The sequence below is a fragment of the Thermodesulfobacteriota bacterium genome, assembly GCA_030583865.1.
Taxonomy (GTDB): Bacteria; Desulfobacterota; GWC2-55-46; order GWC2-55-46; family GWC2-55-46; genus UBA5799.
The window spans coordinates 1,417,751-1,443,047 of record CP129479.1; the positions used below are offsets into that span (position 1 = coordinate 1,417,751).

At 57.1% G+C, this 25,297-nt stretch carries 23 protein-coding genes and 1 tRNA gene; 4 read left to right on the forward strand and 20 right to left on the reverse strand.

The window, feature by feature from the left end; genetic code table 11:
• Window positions 1-14: 14 nt before the first annotated feature.
• The 16 genes from QY316_06705 to ffh form a co-directional block, all read right to left on the reverse strand.
• Window positions 15-1,658, reverse strand: coding sequence for a glycosyltransferase family 39 protein (locus QY316_06705; protein WKZ31615.1), 1,644 nt, complete (start codon window positions 1,656-1,658; stop codon window positions 15-17).
• Between the two features lie 17 nt (window positions 1,659-1,675).
• On the reverse strand, window positions 1,676-2,335 hold the full coding sequence (locus QY316_06710; GenBank protein WKZ31616.1) for an iron dependent repressor, metal binding and dimerization domain protein: 660 nt from the start codon (window positions 2,333-2,335) through the stop codon (window positions 1,676-1,678).
• Between the two features lie 164 nt (window positions 2,336-2,499).
• Window positions 2,500-2,964 carry a nucleoside recognition domain-containing protein gene (locus QY316_06715; GenBank protein WKZ31617.1) on the reverse strand — a complete coding sequence of 155 codons (465 nt, stop codon included), beginning with the start codon at window positions 2,962-2,964 and terminating at the stop codon, window positions 2,500-2,502.
• Window positions 2,936-4,510: a ferrous iron transporter B gene (locus tag QY316_06720; GenBank protein WKZ31618.1), complete on the reverse strand. Its 1,575-nt coding sequence runs from the start codon at window positions 4,508-4,510 to the stop codon at window positions 2,936-2,938. Before QY316_06720 ends, QY316_06715 begins: the two co-directional genes overlap by 29 nt.
• 105 nt (window positions 4,511-4,615) lie before the next feature.
• Window positions 4,616-5,029 carry a Fur family transcriptional regulator gene (locus tag QY316_06725; GenBank protein WKZ31619.1) on the reverse strand — a complete coding sequence of 138 codons (414 nt, stop codon included), beginning with the start codon at window positions 5,027-5,029 and terminating at the stop codon, window positions 4,616-4,618.
• A 62-nt stretch (window positions 5,030-5,091) separates the two neighbouring features.
• Window positions 5,092-5,167: transfer RNA gene (locus tag QY316_06730), tRNA-Gly, on the reverse strand.
• A 115-nt stretch (window positions 5,168-5,282) separates the two neighbouring features.
• Window positions 5,283-6,074, reverse strand: a complete 792-nt coding sequence (cysQ, locus tag QY316_06735; GenBank protein WKZ31620.1) for a 3'(2'),5'-bisphosphate nucleotidase CysQ — start codon at window positions 6,072-6,074, stop codon at window positions 5,283-5,285.
• Window positions 6,075-8,762 carry a UPF0182 family protein gene (locus QY316_06740; protein WKZ31621.1) on the reverse strand — a complete coding sequence of 896 codons (2,688 nt, stop codon included), beginning with the start codon at window positions 8,760-8,762 and terminating at the stop codon, window positions 6,075-6,077.
• A gap of 316 nt (window positions 8,763-9,078) precedes the next feature.
• The gene (locus tag QY316_06745) at window positions 9,079-9,447 is read right to left on the reverse strand and encodes a YraN family protein (GenBank protein ID WKZ31622.1); all 369 of its coding nucleotides are present in this window, start codon (window positions 9,445-9,447) and stop codon (window positions 9,079-9,081) included.
• Window positions 9,444-10,067 carry a ribonuclease HII gene (locus QY316_06750; GenBank protein ID WKZ31623.1) on the reverse strand — a complete coding sequence of 208 codons (624 nt, stop codon included), beginning with the start codon at window positions 10,065-10,067 and terminating at the stop codon, window positions 9,444-9,446. The genes QY316_06745 and QY316_06750 overlap by 4 nt, the downstream gene beginning before the upstream one ends.
• Window positions 10,068-10,307: 240 nt before the next feature.
• The gene (gene rplS / locus QY316_06755; GenBank protein ID WKZ31624.1) at window positions 10,308-10,649 is read right to left on the reverse strand and encodes a 50S ribosomal protein L19; all 342 of its coding nucleotides are present in this window, start codon (window positions 10,647-10,649) and stop codon (window positions 10,308-10,310) included.
• A gap of 83 nt (window positions 10,650-10,732) precedes the next feature.
• A complete protein-coding gene (trmD, locus tag QY316_06760; protein ID WKZ31625.1) occupies window positions 10,733-11,479 on the reverse strand; it encodes a tRNA (guanosine(37)-N1)-methyltransferase TrmD in 747 nt (248 codons plus the stop codon).
• Window positions 11,480-11,661: 182 nt separating this feature from the next.
• Window positions 11,662-12,180: a ribosome maturation factor RimM gene (gene rimM / locus QY316_06765; GenBank protein ID WKZ31626.1), complete on the reverse strand. Its 519-nt coding sequence runs from the start codon at window positions 12,178-12,180 to the stop codon at window positions 11,662-11,664.
• Window positions 12,173-12,403, reverse strand: a complete 231-nt coding sequence (locus QY316_06770) for a KH domain-containing protein (protein WKZ31627.1) — start codon at window positions 12,401-12,403, stop codon at window positions 12,173-12,175. Before QY316_06770 ends, rimM begins: the two co-directional genes overlap by 8 nt.
• Before the next feature lie 77 nt (window positions 12,404-12,480).
• A complete protein-coding gene (gene rpsP / locus QY316_06775) occupies window positions 12,481-12,726 on the reverse strand; it encodes a 30S ribosomal protein S16 (GenBank protein ID WKZ31628.1) in 246 nt (81 codons plus the stop codon).
• 43 nt (window positions 12,727-12,769) lie between these two features.
• A complete protein-coding gene (gene ffh / locus QY316_06780) occupies window positions 12,770-14,101 on the reverse strand; it encodes a signal recognition particle protein (protein WKZ31629.1) in 1,332 nt (443 codons plus the stop codon).
• Between the two features lie 320 nt (window positions 14,102-14,421).
• On the opposite strand from ffh, the gene QY316_06785 reads away from it, so the two are divergent.
• The 4 genes from QY316_06785 to QY316_06800 are packed head-to-tail and all read left to right on the forward strand — an operon-like array spanning window position 14,422 to window position 18,452.
• Window positions 14,422-14,649, forward strand: a complete 228-nt coding sequence (locus tag QY316_06785) for a hypothetical protein (protein WKZ31630.1) — start codon at window positions 14,422-14,424, stop codon at window positions 14,647-14,649.
• A gap of 1 nt (window position 14,650) precedes the next feature.
• Window positions 14,651-15,133, forward strand: a complete 483-nt coding sequence (locus QY316_06790; GenBank protein WKZ31631.1) for a DUF721 domain-containing protein — start codon at window positions 14,651-14,653, stop codon at window positions 15,131-15,133.
• 51 nt (window positions 15,134-15,184) lie between these two features.
• Window positions 15,185-17,212: a hypothetical protein gene (locus tag QY316_06795; GenBank protein ID WKZ31632.1), complete on the forward strand. Its 2,028-nt coding sequence runs from the start codon at window positions 15,185-15,187 to the stop codon at window positions 17,210-17,212.
• A 43-nt stretch (window positions 17,213-17,255) separates the two neighbouring features.
• Window positions 17,256-18,452, forward strand: coding sequence for a glycosyltransferase family 9 protein (locus tag QY316_06800; GenBank protein WKZ31633.1), 1,197 nt, complete (start codon window positions 17,256-17,258; stop codon window positions 18,450-18,452).
• 278 nt (window positions 18,453-18,730) lie between these two features.
• Here the strand turns inward: QY316_06800 and QY316_06805 are convergent, their stop codons facing one another.
• From QY316_06805 to QY316_06820, 4 genes are all read right to left on the reverse strand, one after another.
• The gene (locus tag QY316_06805; GenBank protein WKZ31634.1) at window positions 18,731-19,414 is read right to left on the reverse strand and encodes a methyltransferase; all 684 of its coding nucleotides are present in this window, start codon (window positions 19,412-19,414) and stop codon (window positions 18,731-18,733) included.
• A gap of 4 nt (window positions 19,415-19,418) precedes the next feature.
• The gene (locus tag QY316_06810) at window positions 19,419-20,774 is read right to left on the reverse strand and encodes a DUF1015 domain-containing protein (protein WKZ31635.1); all 1,356 of its coding nucleotides are present in this window, start codon (window positions 20,772-20,774) and stop codon (window positions 19,419-19,421) included.
• 271 nt (window positions 20,775-21,045) lie between these two features.
• Window positions 21,046-23,493, reverse strand: a complete 2,448-nt coding sequence (recG, locus tag QY316_06815) for an ATP-dependent DNA helicase RecG (protein WKZ31636.1) — start codon at window positions 23,491-23,493, stop codon at window positions 21,046-21,048.
• Between the two features lie 2 nt (window positions 23,494-23,495).
• Complete coding sequence (locus tag QY316_06820) at window positions 23,496-25,289, reverse strand: KUP/HAK/KT family potassium transporter (GenBank protein WKZ31637.1); 1,794 nt, start codon at window positions 25,287-25,289, stop codon at window positions 23,496-23,498.
• Between the last annotated feature and the right edge of the window lie 8 nt (window positions 25,290-25,297).

The following is a 25,297-nucleotide window of genomic DNA, read 5'->3' on the forward strand; positions in this document are numbered from 1 at the left end:
AGAATACAGGACGGTCAGGAAATTCTTTTCAGCACGTATACCGCCTGGCCCTGGAAATCTTTGGCGGAATAGTCCACGTTCGTAAACCTGCTCCAGTAGTACTGCGGCCCGCCCCGCTTTATCTCGACTACACCCTCAAGGCTGTAGCCGCTGAGATCGAACCTTGAAAACCAGTCTGCTATTTTAGGCATACTCTCATTGGTAATCCCCCAGGAGACCGGTATATTGACGTAGACGAGAAAGAGCGGCTTGCCTTCCGCGATGTCATTCCTTAACTCCATTTCCATCGTACTCGAATAAGCGTGACCCTCTACGATCGGATACATGTAGATATACCCTGTTGCTGAAAGCCTGTTCGAGAGGAAATATATCTGCGGCTCGGAGCCAAGGACTGCTACCCTGTCATCCGGACCCGAATTCTCTCTTATATATCTGGCTATCCCTACGGATTCCGGGAAAGGGTTTGCGCCGTAAATAATCCTCGATATCTCATCGGGCGACGAAAAAAAGAGCAAGGTCCTCTCCTTGTACAGCGGATACGCCAGGACGAGGAGGAAAACGCACGCCAGGGCCCATCCGGCGCGCCTTAACCCGTATCTTTCCAGAACTCCCTTCACGCGCGAGACCGCCGCTCCGAAAAAGAGAGCGGCTGCCGGAAGTACGAGTATGAAATAATGCGACCTGAAATAAAGACCCGGCAATATCGAGATGGCTGAAATAACGAGGAAGGACCAGAAAAAGATGCGCGCGGAGCGCGCGCTCTCTCCATGAGGCGGAAAGAACAGTCCCGCTCCGGCAATGGCCAGCAGTGGCAATGCGGAGTCCTTCATAAGAGAGAAGGCATCTCCCAGGTTCGAAAGGCCGTCGGAGAGGCTTATTAACGAAACGTACTTGGAAGCATATGAAAAAGTCCAGAAGAAGAACTTATCGAAAACCCCCCACAGCATGAAGACCAGGCAGGTCAGGCCGAATGGCAGGCCAGCTCCGGCGACGAAGAGAAATGTTCGGGATAATCTCTTGCCGAAGGGGTATGCGTGGGTACGCAGCAAAAAGGCTGACAGGTATACGACGGGCAGCCCCATGAAAAAGACCGCGTGCTGCTTCATCAGGAAAGCAACGCCGAAAAAAAGGCCGCAGAGGAAGAAAAAGAACGCCTTGCCGGCCTCCATGCTTTTGAAAAGGAAGAGCGCGCCGGCGACGATGAAGAGGACGGCGAAATGCTCGGCATTTGCGGAAAGGCCGAGAAAAGCGGAGTTCATGGAGAGTATCGAGAAAAAGGCGCTGGAAAAAGCGCTCGGGAGCGGCTCCAAAAACTTTCTGGCGAGGAGGAATACTAGCACGGACGTCAACGCGTTCAAAAGCGTAAGACCGAGATGGATGGCCTCGGTGCTCTGACCGAAAGCGAGCATGAAGATGGCGTATGCTCCGAAAACGCCAGGCAGCTTCATCGTGTGCATGTGCTCGTATGGGGGGATGCCGTTAAGCAGGAGCTGCGCAGCGTAAGCGTATTCGCCCTCGTCCCGCTCAAGCGGGACATCGAGAAGGTGTATCCTTATGGAGGCGCAGACGATAGAGACGGCTATGACTATCAACCACGCCATGTACTGGCGCGCTCCGGCAGCCCCGTCTCCGGCAGGGTTATTTGTGGCTAAGCTCATCTCTTCAATCCGTAAAGCTACTCGAGCTTCCTTACGTATATCTCCTTTATTATCTCCGGGTCGAGGGCAAGGGTCGTCTCGCCAAGCTGGATGACGAAGGCGGGCCTTTTCTGGTGCACCCTTATGGTGCTCCCCGGGACGATGCCGAGGGAACCGAGCTTGTCAAGCCTTACGTGCGAGTTGGAGGCGATGAATATGATCCTGCCGGTGTCGCCCACTTCAAGGACGTTAAGCTGCTGCACTATGGGCTTCAATTCGTCCTTCGTTTTTTTACAGCACGCGCCCCTGGGGATCGGGAGGCCGTGGGGGCAGGTCGGCGGGTGCCCCAGGAGGGTGCAGATGGAGTCCGTCACCTCGGGCGAGAGGGTGTGCTCGAATGAGCAGGCGTTCTGCTCGAGGTTCTCCTCATCCATTGCCAGCACTTCGGTAAGGAGCCTTTCAGCGAGCCTGTGGCGGCGTATGGCGGCCTCCGCGAGCCTCTCACCCGCAGGCGTAAGCGTGATGGTGTCTCCGGCAATGGTAACGAGCCCGTCCATCATCATGCGTTCGATGGTGGCGGTGTCGGCCTCCTCGGCCACCTCCTTGATCCCCATGAGCTGCTCAACCGAGCTCGAGCCAAGCTCCCTCTGGGACCATATGAACTCGAGGACCTCGTCGACTGCCTTGTCATTTGCCATGTTCTTCCACCTGGCAGGCTGCTGAAAAAACCCAATCTGCGTCGTCGTCTCAAAATTCGTCATTGCAGCGTACCTTAAAAGTACGCCTCATTCCTCATTTTGCGACTCCTTGCATCTTGAGCTTTGAGCAGCCTGCATATGATTTTGAGTTCTTCAACGCCCTGCTAATCCAGCGTGGCCCCTGAGAGCCTCAGCCCGATGTTTACGACCGTCCCGACAAGTATTGCGAACGGGAAAATGAATACGGACATCCAGACGGCCGTCTTCAACCCACGCTCCTTGACTATCATAAGGAGGTTGGCTATGCAAGGGACGAAAAGGGTCATTGTCACGAGGCTTACGACGACCTGGACCGGGTCGAGCATCCCGTCCTTCTGCAGGGCGAGCAGGCCTGCAGCCCCGTAATCCCTCCTTAAAAAGCCTATGAGGAATGCCTCGGTCGCCTCGGCAGGCAGGCTCAGCAGTCCCGCGATGACCGGGGAGGCCGCGACTTGTATGGCATTCAGCGCATTGAGCCTGTCGAGGGCGAAGAGCACGAGCGTCCCGATCACGAAAAGCGGCACCGCCTCTTTCAAGTACCACTGTACGCGCACGAGCGTCTTAAGCACGATATTCGAGATGTGTGGCATCCTCATCGGCGGTATCTCGAGTATGAAGTCCGAGGGCTGCCCGGGAAGGACCCTCGCCGCAAGGAGGCCGACGATGAAAAGGACGAGCATCACTATCGCGGCCCAGAGGACCATGGCCGCGAATGAAACCGCGCCGAGCATGCCGAGTATCACCCCGAGCTGCGCCGAGTATCACCCCGAGCTGCGCCGAGCACGGCACGCCGAGGGCGAGGAGGAGCGTCACTATGACCCGTTCCTTCCGGGACTCGAGTATCCTGGTAGTCATGGTGGCCATGGTGTCGCACCCCAGGCCGAGGACCATCGGCAGGACAGCCTTTCCGTTAAGCCCCATTCCCTTGAAGACCCTGTCCACCATTACCGCGAGCCTGGGCAGATACCCCGAGTCCTCGAGGAAGCTGAAGAACACGAAAAAGAAGCTGACGATGGGGAGCACAATGGCAATGGCGTAGGTAAAAGCCATGGTCACGACACCGAATTCACCGACCAGCAGGTCGTATATGAGGCTCCCGGGCGTGAGGACGCGGCCCACCATGCGGCTGGTCCAGGGGTTTACGAACTCGCCGAAGACGACCTGCTCAAGGTAATCGACGCTTATTCCGGCGCCGAGGACGCCCACGAATTCGTACATGATGAAGAGCACGGCCAGGAGGATGGGGATGCCCCACACAGGGTGCATGGTGACCGAGCCTATGAAGGCCGACGCCTTTCCCCTTCTCTTCGCCTCTGTTTTCACAACCTTCGAGACGAGCGAATCGACTTCCTTCAGCCTTGCGCGGTTGATGATATAGCCCACAGGGTCCTTGAACCGCGCCTGGACGGACGCACGTATCTCCTCCACCCTCCTCATCTCGTCGGGGCCGAACGCGGCCTTCGAGAGCCAGGGCTTCAGCGTCCCGTCCCCGGAAAGGAGCATTATGGCTATCGACCGCGCCGATATGCTCGACCTGGGCAGAAGCGGCTCGATAGCCCTTATGCCCTCCTCTATGTGGCGCGGGTATTTAACCGGGGAAGCCGCCGGCTTCTCGCGGTTATGGAACGCCGCCTCGAGCTTGTCGAGGTTCCACCGCTGGGTGGCAATGGTGGGGATGACCTTCAAGCCGAGAGTGGAGGCAAGCGCGGCCGTGTCTATGGTGATGCCCCGCTCCCCGGCCTCGTCGTACATGTTCAGGGCGAGCGTGACGGGAAGGCCCATCTCCATCAGCTGGAGAGTTACGAGTAGGCTCCTCCGGAGGTTCTTGGAGTCCATGACCTGGAGGGCGGACGACACCTCCCCGGTCATCAGAATGTCCCTTGTCACGAGCTCGTCCTCGGACATGGGTACGAGGCTGTTCACGCCGGGGCTGTCGATAATGGCGAGCTTTTTTGAGCCGAAGCGCGCAACCCCCCTGGATATCTCCACAGAGGTGCCCGGGTAGTTTGAGACCGTGGCGTACCTGCCGGTGAGCGCGCCGAAGATGACGCTCTTACCCACATTAGGGTTGCCGACGAGCACAAGCGACCCTCCGGCCTGGGCCTGGGCTATTCCCTTCTCGCTGCCATGACGCATGGCTTAGATGATAATAATATCCAATTTCACATGCAAGCTAAATCTTGACGGCGGGCATAGCAGGGGGAAATCAGCGTGGCATGCGGCCCGTATATCAGAGGCCGTTCAGGCGCAGTCAGGGCAGTAGCCGTAGAGCTCAAGCTTGTGGTTTACGACGGTGAACCCGAGCTTCTTTGCGGTCTCGGCCTGCAGCTGCTCTATCTTCTGGTTGTGGAACTCGGCTATCCGGGAGCATTTGATGCAGATGATGTGGTCGTGGTGGCCGTCCTCGGGCAGGTTCTCGTATCTTGTCTGCCCGTCCCCGAACTGCCTTGATATGGCGAGGCCGCACTCGGTAAGGAGCTTCATGGTCCTGTACACGGTGGCATAGCCGATGTTCGGGGTCTTCCTTTTTACCTTCTTCAGCAGCTCGTCGAGGGAGATGTGGGTGTTGGTCCTGAAAAAGGTATCGGCGATGAAGTCCCTCTGGGACGTGGACTTGAGCCCCTTTGCCTCGATGTACGACTTGAGGATATCCATTTTGCTTTCAGGCTGCATAACCCACGCACCTTGGGAGGATCGATCGGGAGGTACAAATGAAATGGAGCGGGAGACGGGTCTCGAACCCGCGACCTCAACCTTGGCAAGGTTGCGCTCTACCAACTGAGCTACTCCCGCGTGAAGAAAACGCCCTGCTTTTAATGTTTATTTCTATCGGTGGGACCGGAAAGGCATCAAAAATGCCGTACTGGTTCCGATGACATGATTATAATTATCATAGTCATTAAAATTGTCAAGAGCTTATTTGGGCAGGCTGATACGGTTTCACACGGAGGCCAGCGGAAGCTACTATGAACCCGGGGTTCTTGAGGCTCTCCTTGTTGTAAAGCAAGGGACTCCCGTCCGGCAGCGTAACCGCCGCCCCTGCCTCGGCAGCGACGGCGTGCCCCGCGGCGGTGTCCCATTCCCATGTCTCGCCGAACCTCGGATAGAGGTCTGCCCTGCCTTCGGCCACGATGCAGAATTTGAGAGAGCTCCCCGCCTCCACCCGGCTCGACACATCATAGCCCCTTAGGAACGCCTCCACATGGGCGTCCGGGTGCGACCTGCTTACGACCGCGCGCACCCCGGCTCCCGGGAGCCCGGAGCGGATCCTTTCAGGCGGCCCGCCCGCCTTTTCCCTGAAAGCGCCTCCGCCCTTCTCGGCATAGTACAGAAGCCCGCAAGCCGGCGCGTATACCACTCCCATGACAGGCGCGCCGTCCTCGATAAGGGCTATGTTGACCGTGAACTCCCCGTTTCTTCTTATGAACTCCTTTGTGCCGTCGAGCGGGTCCACGAGCCAGAACCTCTCAAATCCGCGCCTTGCCTCGAACGGCACGCCCTCACCCTCCTCCGATATCACGGGCACGCCCGGGGCGATCGCCGGAAGGCCGTCGGCTATTACACGGTGAGATGAGCTATCGGCCTCTGTCAGCGGAGACGAATCCTCCTTGTACTTCACGGAAAAAGGACGGGAGTAGACGTCCATGACAGAACTCCCGGCCATTCTCGCAAGCCCGACGACCTCAGAGAGCATCCGCATCTATCTCGCGATCCTCTTCAATATCTCTTCTAGTCTTTCAATCTCCTCGCCATACCCGGCCCAGTCGCCCCTCCGCTGCTTGTCGAGCGCCCGCTCGAAGGTGCGCATCGCCTCCCGGGCCAACTCCGTGGTCCCGGTCTCGTCCGGCTTGGCAGCTGGAGCGGCGGCCCCGGCGGCGCGCGTCCGGGCGGCTTTTCTGCCGCCAAAGAGGCGCTCGAGCGCAAGCTCCAGGTTCTCCTCCATCACGACCTCGTTCTCGTAGGCGACTATTACCCTCCGGAGCTCCGGAAGCCCGGCCTTGTCGACCGCAGCGAGATAAAGCGGCTGGACGTAGAGGAGCGAATTCTCAATAGGGATCACGAGGAGGCTCCCCCTTATGACCTGCGAGCCCCTCTGCCCCCAAAGCGTCAGCTGCTGGGATATGTACGAATCCTGGTTTATCCTCGCGTCTATCTGCTTGGGCCCGTATATGAGCCTGTCCCTCGGGAAGGTATAGACAACGAGCTTCCCGTAGTTGGGCACGTCGCACCTGGCCGCGAGCCAGGCCGCGAGGTTGTCCCTCTTTGCGGGGGTGTACGGGAGGAGCAGTATGTATTCCTCCTTGTCCTCCCCGGGGAGCTTCATTATGGTGTAATAGGGCTCCATCGTCCTTTCGGAGAAGACCGGTATCTCCCAGAGGTTCTCCTTGTTGTAGAAGACCTGCGGGTCGGTCATGTGGTAAGAGGAATAGATATGCGCCTGCACGCTCAGGAGCCCCTGCGGATACCTTATGTGCCTCTCAAGGTCGTCGGGCATGGCTTCGAGCGGCTCGAATACGCCCTCGAATATCCCGGAGAAGACCCTGAGGACCGGGTCCGCGGGGTCGCTTACGTAGAACTTCACCGTGCCGTCGTACGCGTCGACCACTGTCTTTACCGAGTTCCTTATGTAGTTCGTCCTCCCGTCGACTGGCGTCGAATAAGGGAACCTCCTTGAAGTGGTGTACGCGTCGACCATCCACACGAGCCTGCCGGAATCGGAGATGACGAGGTACGGGTCCTTGTCGAATATGAGGAACGGCGCTATCGTCCGTACCCTTTCGAGCACGTTCCTGTAGTAGAGTATCCTGCTCTCCGGCTTTATGTCAGAGGAAAGGAGTATCTTCTCGGTCTTGAACCTGAGCGCGAAGAGCGCCCTCTTCAAGAGCGAATCGAGCCTTACGCCGCCCTCTCCCGCGTAGGACGTGTAGACGTTGCCTTCGGTAGTAGGGTAGCTGAACTCCTGGACCTTTGTATTGACGACAACGTAGTCGCTCGAGAGCTCCCCGTAATAGATCTCCGGCCTCGTAACGGCGAGATTGCCGTAGCTCACGGGCGGTATGTCCCGGACCATAAGCTCCGGGAGCCCCTCGCGCGTTATCCTGCTTACGGGCCCGAGGGCCAGGCCGTAGCCGTGCGTGAACGTGAGCTTCTCGTTTATCCAGGACCTGCTCGGGAGGTCAGCGTAGGAGAGCTCCCTCGGCGAGAGCATGACCTGCATATAGTCGCCGTTTATCGTGTACCTGTCGTTGTCCACGTCCGCGAACTTGTAGTACGTCCTTATCTGCTGGAGCTGGCTGTAGGTCCGTAGGAGCGGCACGTGGTCCCACAGCCTGATGTTCTTGATGGTCGCGTCGTTCGCCTCGATATTCCCGGACGTCAGATTGTATCCGACGTCGAACGGTATCACCTCTATGCTGTCGAGGTCATAGCCCATGCGCGTGAACTTTATATTGTGCTCTAAATACGGGGTCTCGAGCACAAGCTCGTTCGGCTCTACCTTGAACTTCTGGACGAACCCGGGATAGAGCACGAGCCCGCCGAAATAGACTACGCCGACCACGCCCGCCGAGACCAGGGCCGCCTTCAAGGCGCCCCGGAGCATGGAAACTCCGAACACGACCGCCGCTATGGGAGTGACCGCTATGAGTATCCTGTAGAAGAGTAGCCGCGTATTTACGTCGGTATAGCCGGCGCCGAAAACGGCGCCGTCCTTCGTAAGGAGGAGGTTGAAGGTATCAATGTAGAATCCGAAGGCGGCCAGCAGGAGGAAAAGGCCGCCGAGCACCCCGAAATGCGCCCTCACCTTCCTGTCTATATAAAAGCCCGCGTTGGAGAGGACGAGGCCGCCCCTCAGGAAGTAGTTCACCCCCACGATAAGGAAGGTCATGACGAGCGTGAACCCGGCAAACCCCTTGAGCGACTCTATGAACGGGAGCCTGAAAAGGTAGAAGCCTATGTCCTTGCCGAGTATCGGGTCCGCCAGGTCCATATGGACGGAGTTCATGAAGATAAGGAACTCATCCCATCTCAGCGCCCCCCACTGCGCCGCGAAAAAGGCGAAAACGGCCCCGGCGACCAGGGCAGCCGTCCTTACGATGCCCTCGAGTCCCTGCACCTGGAGCGCGAGGTTGTCGACCAGGTGTAGCTTCATGGGCCTGAAGCTTGCCCGGTTTGCTATTATAGTATTGACCGTCGCAAAGGCGAGGAAGAAAAGCCCGAAGGCCGCGCCCATGGCTATCTTCGCGGAGAGCGTTTTCGTGAATATCCCGGTGTACCCGGTCTCCTTGAAAAAGAGCCACTCGGTATAGATGTTAAGGAGCGAGAGCGACAGGATTAAAAGTAATCCGATGAGCCCGATAATTACAAACCTGGTCTTTTTTGCCTGCATCGTCCTTCCCTTCTATTGTTCTTTTCAGCAGTCTTTTATAGCATTATGAAGTAGCCGATACAATAGAAACCGGCAAGAAACGGGAAGATGTGAAAGGAATCATGTGAAGGGATACGATATGGCGGGAATGTCCGGACGGAGACACTACTTTACTAAAGGAAGCTTTGGTAATTGTACTGCAGACATTGCGTAGGTTTTAGCTCCGAAGCAATCTAAAAGTGACTATTACCTGAATACGAGATTTCTTTCCGCCACGCTTCGCCCTCGGCTCATGCGCTCGCAGTGTAAGGATACATGAATCAGTGAGAGTGCTTCCCTACCCAATTTCTGCGGCCTCGAAAGCGTCTTTTATATGCTCGATTTCGAGCCTTTCGTCCCTCTTCTCAATGCAGACCACGTCGAAGCGGACCTCGGGGTCCGCAGCCCCGGCCTTTTCAAGATAGAGCTGGGCGGCTATGGTCATCTTCCGTTGTTTTTTTTCGTCAACGCTCGCGGCGGCAGGGCCGAAGGCGTCCCCGCCCCTCGTCTTTACCTCGATGAAGACGAGGGTCCTTCCGTCCCTGGCGATTATGTCTATCTCGCCGTAGCGGCAGTGGAAGTTCCTCTCGATTATCCTGTAGCCGTTTTTCTCGAGAAAACGGACGGCCTCTTCCTCGCCCGCGTTGCCGAAAGCCTTTCTCCTCATCCTGCACCCGCAGGCCCGGCAAAGAGGTCTTTGATCACGCCCCGGAAGGTCTTCCGGTGGATGGGGCTCGGGCCGTGCTCGTCGAGCAAAAGGAGGTGCTCCTTCGTGGGATAGCCCTTGTTTGAGATGAAATTATAAAGGGGGTACTGCAGGTGGTAGGCGTCCATTATGGCGTCCCGCGTCGTCTTGGCCACGATAGAGGCGGCTGCGATCGAGACGCTAAGTGAGTCTCCCTTTACTATCGGCGTCTGCGGTATGTCGGTGTCGACCGGGACCCTGCCGTCTATAAGTAGAAGCTCAGGCCTTACTCCGAGGTCCCCTATGGCGATCTCCATCGCCTTTAGCGAAGCCTTGAGGATATTTATCCTGTCTATCTCTTCCGGCCATACTATGCCCACTCCCACGGCCCGCGCCGCCCTGTATATGCCGAAAAGGGACTCTGTCCGGGCCTGGTGCGTCATGGTCTTCGAGTCCTTGATGCCGAGGCCGAGAGGGGGCGGGAACGGGAATATGACGGCGGCGGCGACCACGGGGCCGGCGAGCGGGCCGCGCCCTGCCTCGTCTACCCCGGCTACGTTCGCAAGGCCCTTTGAACTGGCGTCTCTTTCGTATAAGTCCATGAGGAGGCCGAATCGGATTCTAAAATTGATCTTTTCCCCGGACTCTGTGTCAGGCCGGGCATAAAAATGCTCACATATTCTTATATATGCTCCGCTTTTTATTCCCGGCTTTCCTTGATTTCGTGAAAAATCTCTAATTTTTAGAGGTTGCCTGGAGTAAAAACGTGCCACCCTGTATGCGGGACGCGCTTCAATAAAAAAGCCCGGCCTTTGCGGGCCGGGCTTTGTCGGATTTGCCGTTTACCTCTTTGTCTTGATCCTGGCGGCCTTGCCCTTGAGCTCGCGGAGGTAGTAGAGCTTCGCCCTCCTTACGACTCCCTTGGAAAGGACCTTGACCGATTCGAGCGCCGGGGAGTTGACCGGGAAGATCCTCTCGACGCCTACGCCGTAGGATATCTTCCTGAGAGTGAATGTCGCCCTTACGCCGCTGCCGCGCTTCTTTATTACGATGCCCTCGAAAGGCTGCACCCTCTCCTTGTCGCCTTCCTTGATCCTGACCTTGACGAGAAGGGTGTCGCCCGGGTTGAATTCCGGCATGTCCGTCCTGATATAGTCCTTCTCGATATCCTGCATGACTCCCATGGTATCCTCCGCGATTCCTCGACAGTTTCAAAATTTTTAAACGCTAATTATGCGCCAGAAAAACGGGAATTGCAACAAAAAAGTCAACTACAGCCCGGCCTGCCTCCCTTTTTGATAATTTCATCAAGAAAGGCCCTGTCGCCCTCGGGGACCTCCGCCTTCTCCAATAGGTCGGGCCTGCGGAGGCAGGTCCTTCTTATGCTCTCCTTCCGCCTCCATTTTTCAATCTCGGCGTGGTTCCCCGAAAGGAGCACCTCCGGGACCCTCATGCCCCTGAACTCCTCGGGGCGCGTGTACTGTGGATATTCGAGGAGGCCCCGGCTGAAGGAGTCCGACTTGGCCGATTCCGGCTCTCCGAGCACGCCCGGCACGAGCCGCGAGACGGCGTCTATAATGACGAGGGCCGGTATCTCTCCGCCCGAGAGCACGTAATCGCCGATGGATATCTCGTAGTCTGCGAACTCCCGTATGCGCTCGTCATAGCCCTCGTACCTGCCGCATACGATTATAAGGCGGCCCATTGAGGCGAGCTCCTCCGCGATGGGTTGGGAAAAGAGCCTGCCCTGCGGGGTCGTGAGGACGACGCTCGCCGGCGCGCCGTGTCCCTTCAAGGCCTCTATGCCCTTTACGACAGGCTCGACCTTCATCACCATGCCGTGTCCGCCGCCGTACGGGTAGTCGTCGGTCGTCCGATGCCTGTCCTCCGTATAGTCCCTGAGGCTGCGGGCGTTGACCTCTATGAGCCCGCTTGCCGCGGCCCTGCCGACAACGCCGTGGCGCACCGTTGAGGAAAAGAACTCGGGGAAAAGGGTAAGTATGTCGAAGACCATGAGGGTACCGGAATGAGGTGTCGCACAATCGCTTTTCAGGCTGCCTCTGAAAATCAGGTATACCTTCTGAAGTAGAGGAATGGTGGAAATAAAAAGCGGAGCATATATGAGAATATGCGTGCGTTTTATTTACGTCCTGACGAAGAGGTCAGGGAAAATGGTTCTTACAGGCGGCCTTGTAATCACACTTCAGGCAGGATGCCTTCTATCAGGCGGATGGTTATTTCATTCTTATCCGGGTCTACCCTGACTATCACCTGCTCTATGGCCGGGACGAGGACCTCGCCGTAGGCCCCGTCTACCACGAGGACGTCGTTGCTGCCCGTTTCCATGACGTCCGCGACCCTGCCGATGTGCTTCGAGTCCTCGGAATATACCTCCATGCCGACCAGCTCGAAGTAATAATACTCGTCCTCGGCGGTCTCGGGGAGGTCGGAGCGCCTTACCGAGATATCTAGGCCGGCGAGCGCCTCTGCCGCGTTCCTGTCGGCAACCCCGTCGAGCTCGAGTATGAAGACACCCTTGTGCCTACGCGCCCGGGTGACCCTGGCGGGCCTCGCTTCGCCGCCCTTGCCGGCGATGAAGACGGCTTCCCAGCCCATGTCGTCGAGGTCGCCGTAAGGCGCTGCCTTGACCTCGCCCTTTATCCCGTGGGCGCCCGTTATCCTCGCGATCGGTACGAGATCTTCTTCCCTACTCAATTATCTCCAGAACAGAGCGTTTTTTGAGTTTCGTCGAGGCCGCGGTCAGAATCGTCCTTATGGCCCTCGCGGTCCTGCCCTGCTTCCCTATGATCTTGCCAAGGTCCTCTTTGGCCACTGACAGCTCGATGACAGACGTCCTCTCACCTTCGATTTCATTTACCCTGACATCCTCCGGACGATCGACGAGAGCCTTTGCGATATACTCGATTAGGTCCTTCATGCGATACCTCCGAGAAGTTCTGGCGTAGGTGACGGCTTTTATCGATCCAGCTGTCCGACCTGCTGCTTCTCCGGGTCTCAGGCCGCTTTTGCGGCCTTCTTGAGGAGCTGTCTCACGGTATCTGTCGGGACCGCGCCCTTGCTGAGCCAATATGTCACCCTGTCGCCCTTCAGGGCCACGCGGGCCGGCTCTGCCATCGGGTCGTAGGTGCCGACCACCTCGAGGAAATCACCGTCCCTCGGGGCCTCGGAGTCGGCCACTACTATCCTGTAAAAAGGCTTCTTCTTGGCTCCCTGTCTTGTCAACCTGATCTTTACCGCCATGCCGCCGTATTACCTCCCGTCTTTGTGATTGGTTTGAGAAACGCTACATCATCCTGTTGAAAAGCCCCTTGAGCCCCCTGGGCCCGGCCTTCTTCAGCTTCTTCATCATCTTCCGCATGTCCGCGTACTGGTTTATGAGCTTGTTGACCTCCTGTACCCTGGTGCCGCTCCCTTTCGCTATCCTCTGCCGCCTGCTGGCGTTAAGGACGGAGGGGTCGGACCTTTCGCCCCTGGTCATGGAGTTTATTATCGCCTCTATCCGGACGATTTCCTTCTCGTCTATGCTTATGTCCTTCGACTTCTTTATGGCGTCGAAGCCCGGGACCATAGAGAGTATGGAATCGAGCGAGCCGAGCTTCTTTATCTGCTGGAGCTGCTCCTTGAAGTCCTCGAGCGTGAACTCGTCTCTCTTGAGCTTCTTCTCGAGCTCCTTCGCCTGCTTCTCGTCGAAGGTGGCCTGGGCCTTCTCGATGAGCGTAAGCACGTCGCCCATGTCGAGGATCCTGCCCGCGAGCCTCGAGGGATGGAATACCTCCAGGGCGTCCGCCTTCTCGCCCGTGCCTATGAACTTTATGGGACGGCCCGTGGTGACCCTCATGGAGAGGGCCGCGCCGCCCCTGGCGTCTCCGTCGAACTTCGTGAGCACCACTCCGGTTATGCCTATGGTCTCGTTGAAGCCCTTGGCAGTGTTGACCGCGTCCTGTCCGGTCATGGAGTCGGCCACGAAGAGCACCTCGCCCGGCGAAAGTATCTCCCTCATGGACTTGAGCTCCGCCATGAGTGCGTCGTCTATATGGAGCCTCCCGGCCGTGTCCACGAGAAGTATGTCATAGCCCTTGAGCCCCGCGACCCTGAGCGCCTCCCTGCATATGTCGGAGGGAGACGAATAGGATTCGCTGTCGAAGCAGTCTATCTTTACCTCGGAGGCGAGCTTCTTAAGCTGCAAGACCGCCGCGAGCCTGAAGAGGTCGGCCGGGACTATGAAGGGGTTCCTGCCCTTTTTCTTCAGGTGAAGCGCGAGCTTCGCGGTCGTCGTGGTCTTGCCGGAGCCCTGAAGACCCACGAGCATGATGACCGCGGGCCTGCCCTTCAATTCCAGTCCCGCGTCCTCCCCGCCGAGGAGGGCCGCAAGCTCGTCGTAGACTATCTTGGTGAACTGCTGGCCGGGGGAGAGGCTTTCGAGCACCTCCTTGCCCATGGCCTTTTCCTTCACGGCAGAGACGAAGTCCTTGACGATCGTGAAGTTTACGTCGGCTTCCAGGAGGGCGAGCCTGACCTCTTTAAGGACCGCCTGGACGTTCGATTCCGTCAGGGTGCCCTGGCCCCTTACATCCTTTAATATTTTCCTGAACTTGTCGGAAAGTGACTCGAACATCCCCTATTTCCCGGAAAAGAACGGACGCCGGACAGCCCGGCAGTATCCATTGTTCAATTATACCTTAAATATTATAATCCGCTTCCGCTTGCCTGGAGAGCGATTAATACGCGCCTGGAAAGACGCAAATTATAACAATATACAGGTTTTGCGGCTCGCATGTCAATACATTTGCTGGAGAGCGGGCGGATTGTCATGGGTACGCGGCCCGGTCTTCAGGCAGAACGGAGTTGGAGGCCGCGAAAGTAGTACGTTGACACGCGGGAGATTATTCTGTTACCTTACTGAGGATGACGACACTGGAACTAACGGCTTTACTGATGCTTTTGACCCTTGCCGCCCTGGTCCTTAACCTCCCTTTCGGCTATTTCAGGGTAAAGGCGAAAAAATTTTCGGTCAAGTGGTTCCTGTACATCCACCTGCCTATCCCGGTCATATTCCTCCTTCGGAACATGGCAGGCCTCGGCTACAAGTTCATCCCGCTAATGATAATCGGCGCGGTGGCCGGACAGCTCATCGGCGGGAAGCTCAACCGAAAGGGACCATGAAATGTCCGGCAGGGGAAAGGAACGCCGGGGTTCCCGCAGCTCGCCAGTAACGATAAGCTCGGTCCTCGGCTCGACGCTGGGGCACCTGAACCTCGGGGCCAAGCTCCTGGAGTACAGGGCGAAAAAGCTCTGGCCCGGGTGCGTGGGAGAGGCCATCTCGCGCAGAACCTGCCCCGAGAGGCTCATAGGGACGGTCCTCTTCTGCTCCGTAGAAAGCTCGCCGTGGATGACCGAGCTCAATTACCAGAAGGCCTCCATCGTCGCACGGCTTAACGGGGCCCTCGGCCCCGGCACAATCACCGACATAGTATTCAGGACCGGCGCGGTAAAAAGCCCAAGGCCTGGCAGCGCGCCGCCTCCCCCGCAAAGGCCACTCACACCTGAAGACGAATCCTTCATAGAAAAGACTGCCGGCCCAATAAAAGATGGGAAGCTGAGGGCCCTTGTAGAAAAGGTCATGAAAAAAGGGAGGGGGCGTGGATAGAAGTCATTACCGGCCAAACTGCTATGCTATGGGAATCTCCGCTGATTCTGTATGGCTTCTATGAAGACCCGCCTTAAAGAGAGCTTTATCAACCTTGGCTTGACCACGCATCTTGTGATGACAGTGGTCTCAGCCGGGATCATAGTCTCCTACCTCACAGCCCAAGCCGTGACCCCTTCTTGGAAGGCCCCTGGGCTGCCATCCTATATCGGATATCCCAAGAACGTCGAGAACGCGGCACTTGTCGCCTCGGTCCTGGCCGCGGCCATGTCCGCTTTCTTCCATGAGACGTTCAGGTCTTTTCTTCTAAGGTTCTCGAGCCTCATCCTTGTGCCTTTTGCGGCCCTCATTGCCTACAGGCACGCCAATCCGGCTGCCCCGGCCGGTTTCGCATTGCAGGCGGTGAACGTCATTATTTTATCGAGCTTCCTGTATTATTTTTTCAAGAAAGGGGCGAGCCCTCCGGAGAAGGCCAACCCGCTCGTAATCCTTGCCTCCGGGTCCGCCGGGTTCGCCGTCTTTTTCATGCTCTCGGTCGTATACTGGTTCGAGTACCCGCTCGACGTGCATCACTTCGGCGAGCAGTTCACATCAGCCGCCGACCTTGTCTCCGGCGGCAAGCCTTTCATTACATTCCATTGGCCGCACGGGCTGGAAGACACCGGCATTGCCGCGCTCTTCTTCCTTTTGTTCTCACGCGTCGACATGCCCACTATGCTGCTTTCCTTGGCTTTTGCCACCGGGCTCGGGGCAGTCGTCTTGCTGCTCCTCTGCAAGGGAATGCGCCTCGGCTATTACTCTATTCTCATACTGGCGTCTGTAGCTATCTTCAATTACGCCCTCGCGTTCACCTATTTAACCAGCTTCCTCTTTGCGCTAGCCGCCCTCGTTGCGTTCTCAAGGGCTGAGCGCGGATTCCATTTTTTCGCCGCCGGGGCCCTGGCATTCGTAGCCCATGTATACCGCATCGAATATGGAGTTTACGCGTTCGTGTCGATAATCGCGCTCTTCCTCTACCTTGCGGCAGGCTCCGCAATATACGACCGCAGGGCATTAATCGGCCTCGGGCGGGAAGTAATTCTCTTTCTCCTGGGCGTCTTTTCTACGGCGCTCTTCCTGTACCTTGTCCTGGGCTGGCCGGGCCGCGAATGGTACGTCACGATATTCAGTATACTACCTAAATACCATGCCGATTCAGGAGGCCTGCCGTTCCCTCTTTTCCTCAAATCCATGGAACACCAGTACGCAAACGCTTCGTGGTCCGGAATAGCGTTCATAACGACCGCGCTGTCCATTGCGGCCATAACTGCGGGCTACCTTTTGAGGAACATCAGGCATGCGGGTAAGATAGAGCGCTTTCCGGTGCTGGCCCTTTTCTTTTCTGTCCTCATGCTCAAGACGGCTTTCGGAAGGAGCGACGACTCCCACATATATGCCGCCTTCCTTTTTCCAAACCTCGTGCTTGCGCTCATATTTTCAAGGGTCGTCGCGGCATCGGCCATCCGGCTTCCGCTGAAGGCGGCGCTGATAGCCCTGCTTTTCGCCTTTTTCAATTTTCAGACTGCAAGATTTACGTTCGCCGAGAACCCCTTCATACCCCATTCGGTCCTCTTCAAGGGGTCGTATGAGATCCTTGCGGAATACGGCAGCCACGCGCCGACCCAGTGCTCTGGGTCGCTATTTTCGCGAGATAACATCAGGAACCCCGAATACGCCCGCTTTGACAGGTCGGTCTGCGGGCTAAAGGAGCAGCTCGCGCGATACGGAATAGGCGACAAGGAGCTGCTGGTGACGCACTCGGCCCCACTCATCTACCCGGCCCTCGGATATGGGCTCCCGACGAAATATTACAAGATCGGCCTCGCCATTACCGAAGGGATGCAGCAGGAGATGGTGGCCGAGCTTGAAAGGAACGGCGTGAAGGCGATATTGAGGTCCAATACCGGACTTCCGTGGTATGATATACCGGACCGGGACAGGCTGCCTCTTTACTCCAGATGGGCCGAGGAGCGTTTTGACATGGAGAACCCGGTAAGGACAGAACTGGGAGAGCTGTACCTCTTAAGAGGCCATAAGTAAGGAAACCGGAAAATTTTCGAGCTACGGAAAACAGGCTCAGTCCATGCTTTCACTCAAACTTAAAAGGAAGATAGACCATTACCTCGGCATCACGCTCGCGACCTTCTTCGAGGCGCTCGCGCTTTCGCTAGGATTCATAATGAGGCGGGACCACAGGAACGTGCCTGTTCACAGGGCGGTGGTCATGAAGTTCAGCGGCATAGGGTCGCTTGCCTGCGCCTATCCGGCGCTCGCGGCCCTCAAGGATACGCACCCCGGCTCTCAACTCGTCTTCTGGGGCACAGGCCAGACGAACCTGCTCGCGAGGGAACTCGGGATATTCTCCGAGACACTCGAACTCGACGACAGAACGCTCGCGACCAGCCTCTATTCCCTGGCAAAAAACCTCATCCGAATTTGGCGGTTCCGCCCGAACTGGACCTTCGACCTTGAGACCTACTCGAAGCTCTCATCGGTCCTCTGTCTCCTTACGGCCGCGAGGAACCGGGCCGGTTTCGTATCCGACACCACCCGCTTCAGGAAACGCCTTCACACGCACCTCGTCTACTTCAACAGGTTCCGCTACGCTGGCGAGCTCTATTTCAGGATGTTTTCAGAGACAGTCGGCTTGCCTGAAAAAAGCTTCATCGAGGCGGGAAAGGGCAAGGGCCTTCCGGTTGAGGGCAGCAGGGACGCGGACGGCATGGTCCTGGTGAACATAAATACCGGAGAGCTTTTTGCGCCGAGGAGGTGGCCGGAAGGCAAGTTCAAGGCGCTCGTCGAGAAACTCCTCGACGCATACCCGAACAGGGTAGGCATCACAGGCTCCCGTAGCGAGCGGCAGTTCGTCGAGGCCTTTATTAAGAAGCTTGAAAACCCGCGGAAGGACGCCGTGGTGAGCCTCGCCGGGAAGCTTACCCTCCGGGAGCTCATGGGGTATCTCAAGGGCGCCGCCCTTTTCATCACAAACGATTCCGGGCCGCTCCATCTCGCGGTCCTCATGAAGACCCCGACGATAGCCCTTTTCGGGCCGACGCACCCCAGGCATTTCCTTCCGGCAGGCGGCAGCGCGGAACCCGTTTACAATGACTTTATCTGCTCGCCGTGCGTGCACGTGCTTGACGAAGAGCTTCTCCCGTGCGGCAAAAAGGCCCCGTGCATGGATTCCATAGGGGTTGAAGAGGTATTTTCAGCCGCATCGAGGATATTGGGCGCAAAAAATGCCGGGGTCCCCAAAGGGAGCTCGAAAACCCTATCATGAAGTTAAAAAATTCCTTCCTGGACTTTTTAACCACGGCTTGGCCGGAATGAATCCCTCCAAGCCTCACAAATTGCCCGGCTTGGATAGTCTTCGCAATTTGACAATCCATCCGTGGATTGCCTGGCAGGGTGTTTTTCAACCCCTGCTAAGGTATTCCGGGGAATGACTGTCGAGGTGTTCAGGAAGGCCTTGGTGAATAAACTAATGGATTATAACAGGCGGTGCTACGGTTATCCACATGAGGCCGTTACAAGCTGACGCGATGGGAGACGGATGTTTCATCCGGCAGAGGACTCCTCAACCTCCATGCCGTCCTCCTTGCCCGCCTCGATCAGGAATAGCCTGGGGGCGCGCCCAGTTTTGCCGCCAAAGAACCTTATGCGCGAGGGCCTGAACCCAGCTTTGCCGAGCTCAATGAGCGCCTCGGTTATCCTTGCCGTGGGAAGCACGTAAAAGACCCGTCCCTTCCGTCCGGTGAGATAGGCTGAGATTGAGATGAGGTCCGAGAGGCCGCCGTGGAGCTCGGCCCTTGCAGCGGCCCTCTCGGTTTGCGGGCTTACCCTACCGGCTCCGGCCTTGCCGTAAGGGGGGTTGCTTACGACTGCAGTGAACGCGCCCTCAGGAAAATACTCCCTCAATTCCCTGAAGTCTCGGTTTATGATATCGACCCGTCCGGCAAGCCCGTTGGCCCCGACGTTCTTCATCGCTGTCATTGCAGCCTTTTCATCGATCTCTACCCCGGTTATCTTTCCGGCCCTGGATTTCCATGCAAGGAGAAGCGGGATGGCGCCCGTTCCGGTGCCGATGTCTATTATGCTGTCGTTTTCATCAAGGGTCGGGATTGCGAATTCGGCCAACTCGACCGAATCGCCCGTAAGCTTCTGGCCCGCCTTCCTCTGAACGAAGAAGTACGGGCCGAGCTTTTCGAGCGTTTCGTCTTCTGAGATACGGGGTCTTTCCAACGGCTCAGGCCTTGAGGGCGGCCTTTGTCCCGTGGAAATTTATGGTAAGGCCCGAGAGGAGCTTCGGGTAGAAGTAGGTCGATTTCTGGGGCATGACGAAGCCTGCCTCGGCCACGGCCTTCACCTGCTCTATCTTGGTGTTGTTGAGGAGGAAGACGAGCTGGTTCCTGTCGTTCGAGCAGGCCGCGATCACCTCTTCAAAGCTCTTTACGTAGACGAGGTTCTCCTGCCTCTCCTGTGCCTCCTGCGTCATGCCGAGTATCTTCGCGAATATGAGCGAATGGAGGACGGTGACGTCCAGGCGCTTGAAGACCTCTGGTATTGCGCCGCCGAAGACCTTGTCCATTGTGTTCGAAGACTTTATGGTAAGGAGGTAATATATGTCCCTCGCCCTTATGTGCAGCCCGAGGGCGACGGCCGATTCCCCTGCCTTTTTAAGCTCCTTCAGGAAAGCCTCCCGCACCGCGGCCTCGTCCGGCTTGCCGTAGCGGAACTCCCTCAACTCGAAATACTCGGCGCACTTCGAGAGGAACCCGTCCGGGTTGAAATCAACGAGGCTGTGCACGACCCTGTGCGTGGGCCATATGGTCATGCCCTCGTCGTCCATGTTGCTGAAGTACATCATCACGTAATCATAGGGCTCGTTCCCGGTATGGTTCCCGGCCTTCTCCCTCATCATGTTCCTGTAGTTTAGGGCCGTCTCATACCTGTGATGGCCGTCGGCTATGAAGAGGGACTTGTCCCTCATCGATTCGGTTATCACTTCGAGTACCTTCGGGTCGTCGACCCTCCAAACCCTGTTCACGGTGCCGTCGTCGTCGGTGACGTCTATGTCGGGCTTTCTTCCGGAAGCGGCCGCGTCGAGGAGCTTATTGGCCTTGAGCGTCGGGTCTGAATAGAGTGAGAATATGGAGCAGAAGTTAGCGTCTGATGCCTGCATGAGCTTGAGCCTGTCGGCCTTGGGGCCGGAAAGGGTCCTCTCGTGGGGATGGATCCCCTTGCCGAAGTCCATGAGCTTTGAGAGCGCAATGAACCCCTTCCTGGTCTTTCTGGACCCGTCCTTCTCCGAATACGTCTGGGTGTAATAGTACATGCAGGGCCTCTCGTCCTGGACGAGAACACCTTCGCCAAGCCACTTCTGAAAGTCGGATGACGCGCGGGAATACCTGTCGCTCCCTTCCCTGTCCTCAGGGAATACCTTCCCGAAGATGAGCCTTATGACGTTGTTCGGATGGCGCTCGTAAAGCTCATCCTGCTTGGCCGGCGGTATCACGTCATAGGGCGGGGCCATGACCTTGTTAAGATCCCCGACTTTTGCGGGGTTATAGAGTACGCCCCTGAACGGTATTATCTCTGCCATCACATGCTCCCGGATTATAGAATAGAGTAGTATCAGCCCTTTGAATAAAATATCAGGAATCTATAAGATTACTATCAGGGGAGCCCGGTTGTCAACGGGAAAAGGGGAGGATTCCGCACCGGGAGCAGGCTAGAGGGAAGAATGGAAACCGCATGGTGGAGAAAAGATGGCCGCCATAAACTCATACCCTGTGATTCAAAACAATGATTGTAAATCAAACTGTTTTTGAATAAAGTTAATGTCGCGCCTCAAGCAAGACGCAGGCCTTTATCTACCCGATTTCCGCTAGCTCGAGCCTGTCCTGCCATCTGGCCTTAAGCACCCTTCTTATGACTTCTCCTTCGGGGCCTTTAAGGCCCGGGTTACTCCTCAAATAGTCGTTCGCCTCCTCCCTGGCGGTCTTCAATAGCTTAAGGTCTGAAAGCGCGCCGTCAGTCCTGAAATCAGGCAGCCCCGCCTGCCGCGTCCCGAGAAAATCACCGGGCCCTCTTATCTTGAGGTCCTCCTCGGCTATCCTGAAGCCGTCGTTCGTCTCCTCCATGACCTTGAGGCGCTTATATGTGTCCTCCGAGTTTGTCCAGCCCGCAATGAGAAGGCAGAAGGACTTCCTCTCTCCCCTCCCCACCCTTCCGCGTAGCTGATGGAGCTGGGCAAGGCCGAACCTCTCGGCGTGCTCTATGAGCATGACCGAGGCGTTTGGCACGTCGACGCCCACCTCTATTACGGTGGTAGAGACGAGGATGTCTATCTTTCCGCTTTTGAAGTCCTTCATCACCGCCTCTTTTTCATCGGACTTCATCCTTCCGTGCAGGAGCCCGACCCGGCAATCCCTGAAGACGTCCTTTTCGAGGTGAGCCCTCATGTTGGTCGCGTCCCTGAGGCTCAGCTCCTTCGATTCCTCGACGAGCGGGTACACGATATAGGCCTGGCCGCCCGAGGCAATCTCCCTTTTAACCGTCTCATACGCGGACTGCCTCTCCTTTTCGCGGAGCACCTTCGTATGCACCGGCTTTCTCCCGGGCGGCAGCTCGTCTATTATCGATACGTCGAGGTCCCCGAAGACCGTCATGGAGAGCGTCCTCGGGATGGGCGTGGCGGTCATTATGAGGATGTCGGGCGAAAGCCCTTCGCCTGCGCCGAAGCCTTTCTTCTTCAGAATCCCCCTCTGCACGACCCCGAACCTGTGCTGCTCGTCGATGACGGCCAACCCGAGCTTCTTGAACTCCACGTCTTTCTGTATGAGGGCGTGTGTGCCTATGACGAGGTCTGCCCCGCCATCGCTCACGGACCTGAGCAGCCTCTCCCTTTCCGATTTCCTGGCGCTCCCTGTAAGGAGGACGGGCTTAAGGCCAAGCGGTTCGGCATACTTCCTCGTAAAGAGATAGTGCTGCTCCGCGAGTATTTCGGTGGGGGCCATTATCGCCGCCTGGAACCCGCACTCCACGGCCATGAGCGAGGCAAGGAGGCTTACGACGGTCTTTCCCGAGCCCACGTCGCCCTGGATGAGCCTGTTCATCGGGTGCGAGGCGGCCATGTCCTTCCGTATCTCCGAAAGCGTCCTCTCCTGAGCGCCGGTAAGCGTGAACGGGAGTATCTTGCGTAGGCCCCTCTCAAGCCTGCCACCTGCCCTGAACGATATGCCCCGCTCCTTTTTGATGCTTGCCCTTCTTAAAGCCAGCCCGGTCTCAAGTAGAAATAGCTCGTCAAAGGCTAGGCTCTTTTTCGCGAGAAGCGCAGTGCCGGCCCCGGACGGCAGATGGGCCTCCCTCATGGCCGGGCCCAGGCCCATGAGCCCGTGCCTCTCCGAGACGCCGGAGGGCACCCCGGCTACCGTCTTGCCGCCGTAGTCGTCGACAACCGACCGGACGATCTTCCTTATGGTCTTCTGGTGGAAGTTTTCCACCTGCGAATATACTGGGACTATCCTGCCGAAGTCATCCGGACCAGCGGCTCCGGCCACTTCATTCTCTTCGACAAGCTCTATATCCGGGTGCACCATCTCCTTCCTGCCACCGAAGGCCGAGACCTGCCCGAAGACGATGAGCTTCTGCCCGTTCCTGAACCTCTTCTTAATGTGAGGCCCGAAGTTGAACCATTTGACCTTGAGTATGTCGCTGCCGTCACCCACGGCCATCTCGAGGACGCGCCTTCTTCCATAGCGCGCCTCTCCTATGGCGAGCACCTCTCCCGTGGTGCTCTCGCTAAGGCCCGGCGTAAGCTCGCGTATCCTTTTAAGGCGGCTCCTGTCCTCGTACCTGATTGGAAGGAAATAGAGGAGGTCCTCGACAGTCGTGAGCCCCTTTTTTGCAAGCCTCTCCGCGAGCTTCGGCCCTATGCCCTTCACGAAAGAGAGCGGGGTCTTAAGCTCCATAAGCCTCTTCTCAGCCTCGACAGGGCCGACCACAGGCACCGAAAGAGGCGCGGGCAAGGCTTCAGCCTTTCCTTCCCCGCTTATCGAAGCTATCAGTTCGAGTGCGGCGAGCACCTTCTCCTTCCTGGATGAACAGCCGAGAGAATCAAAGCCGGAGAGGATACGCATGAGCCCTTCAAGCCTGGCGTCTACGCCGGGCGGGTTCCTCAGGGAAAGGGCTTCCTTCAGGAGAGAGCTGGCGAGAGGCTCAAGTGACTTGAGCGCCCCCAGGTGCCTGAAGCCGTCCTTTGAGGCGAACCTCAAGGGCTTGAGGACCGCTTCGAGGATTTCGGCGAGCCTCCCTTCCATCGCTACATCTCGACGCGGGTTATGACGCCGTGGAGCTTGTTTGCGGGGAGCTTATAGAATACCAGGAAAGAGGGGGTGAGCTTCTTTATGACGGAGAATATCATCCATATGAAATTGGAGGTGGTTATCTCCTCGAGGCCGTAGAATATGGTCTTCTCGTTTATTCCGGCCTCCTTCAATATGGCCTCCACGTCCACCACCTCCATGTAGCCGAGCCTGAGCTCGAATACCCGGAGGCCCGGGGCGAGGTCTTCCTTGAACTGATATTCCACGCCGAAAGGCTTCTCCGCCCTTATGAGCGAGACGAGGATGTTGTCCTCGTAGATAATGTTGTTCTTGAAGATGGTGTGGACTATGTACGGCGCTATCACCTTCGATTCCTTGGCGAAGAACAGGGCCGTGCCGCCGATCTTGGGCAACGCCTTGTATATCTGGTTGTAGCCGATGAGGAAGGCCTCCAGGTTCAGGGGCTTCATGGCCTTATAGAGCCTCTTCTGCCCGTTCGTGTAGACGAGTATGAGGCTCAGCGGCAGGAGCGCTATGATTATGGACCAGTACCCGCCGTGGGGTATCTTGAATGTGATGGAGAAGAGATATACGAGCACGATACCGGTCACAAATACTGCCGTGGCCATTTTGAAGTAGGATTTTTTCTTGTAGAAGATCATGCTCATGAGCGTGCCCGTGACGGTCATGGACCCGGTCACCGCGACGCCGTAGACAATTGCCAGATTGCTCGTTTCCCTGAACTCGAACATAACGAAGATGACAAGCACAAGCAGGAACCAGTTTGCGAAGGGTATGTATATCTGGCTCTTGATCTTCTGGGACGTATAGTCCACCCTGAACAGCGGCATGGCGTGCGTGGTTATTGCCTGGTATACGATCGAGAAAATTCCGCTTATCATGGCCTGCGACGCGATGATAGCCGCAGCTATGCTCAATAGCAGGAACGGTATGTACAAAAACTGCGCCTGGCTGAGAATCATCTCGAAGAGCACGTATTTGGCATCAGGGTTGCTCAAGAGGAAGGCGCCCTGGCCGAGGTAATTGGCCACGAGCACCAGGAACACGAAGAACCAGGCCTTGATTATGGGGATCCTGCCGAGGTGGCCCATGTCGGCGTACATGGCCTCGCCGCCTGTAGCGCAGAGTATCACCTCCGAGAGGATGATGAACCCGGCTATGCCGTTCCTGGCGACAAGCTCAACCCCGTAATACGGGTTTACGGCCCAAAGGACCGAGGGCTGATCTATAATCGCCGTTATCCCGGAGACGGCCAGCGAACCGAACCAAAGGACCATTATCGGTCCGAAGGCAAAGGCGACCCGCTCGGTCCCCCGACTCTGGAAATAGAAGAGCCCGAAAGCTATGAAGGCGGCAATGACGACCAGCCCTGTCCTGCTGAGGTTCTCGAAGCCGGGGAGGAGAAGCGAACCCTCGACCGCGCTCAGGATGGATATCGCCGGGGTGATCACCCCGTCTCCTATGAGAAGGGATATGCCTATATAGGCCAGTATAGTGACAATGGCTATCTTCCTCCCGCCTTTAAGGTACGGGAGGAGTATTTCCCTCAGGACTATGTCGCCGCCTTCGCCCCTCTTGCTGAGGCTCATCGCGAGCCAAGCGTACTGTATGGTCACGAGCGTGATGAGCGTCCAGACGACGAGCGAGAGCACGCCTCTTACATTCTCGTAGGTGGGCTCAAGGAGCAGGAATACGACTGTGATTGTGTAGATCGGGCTGGTGCCTATGTCGCCGAAGACTATGCCGAGGGATTTAAGTATGCTTCTCATCTAACCAG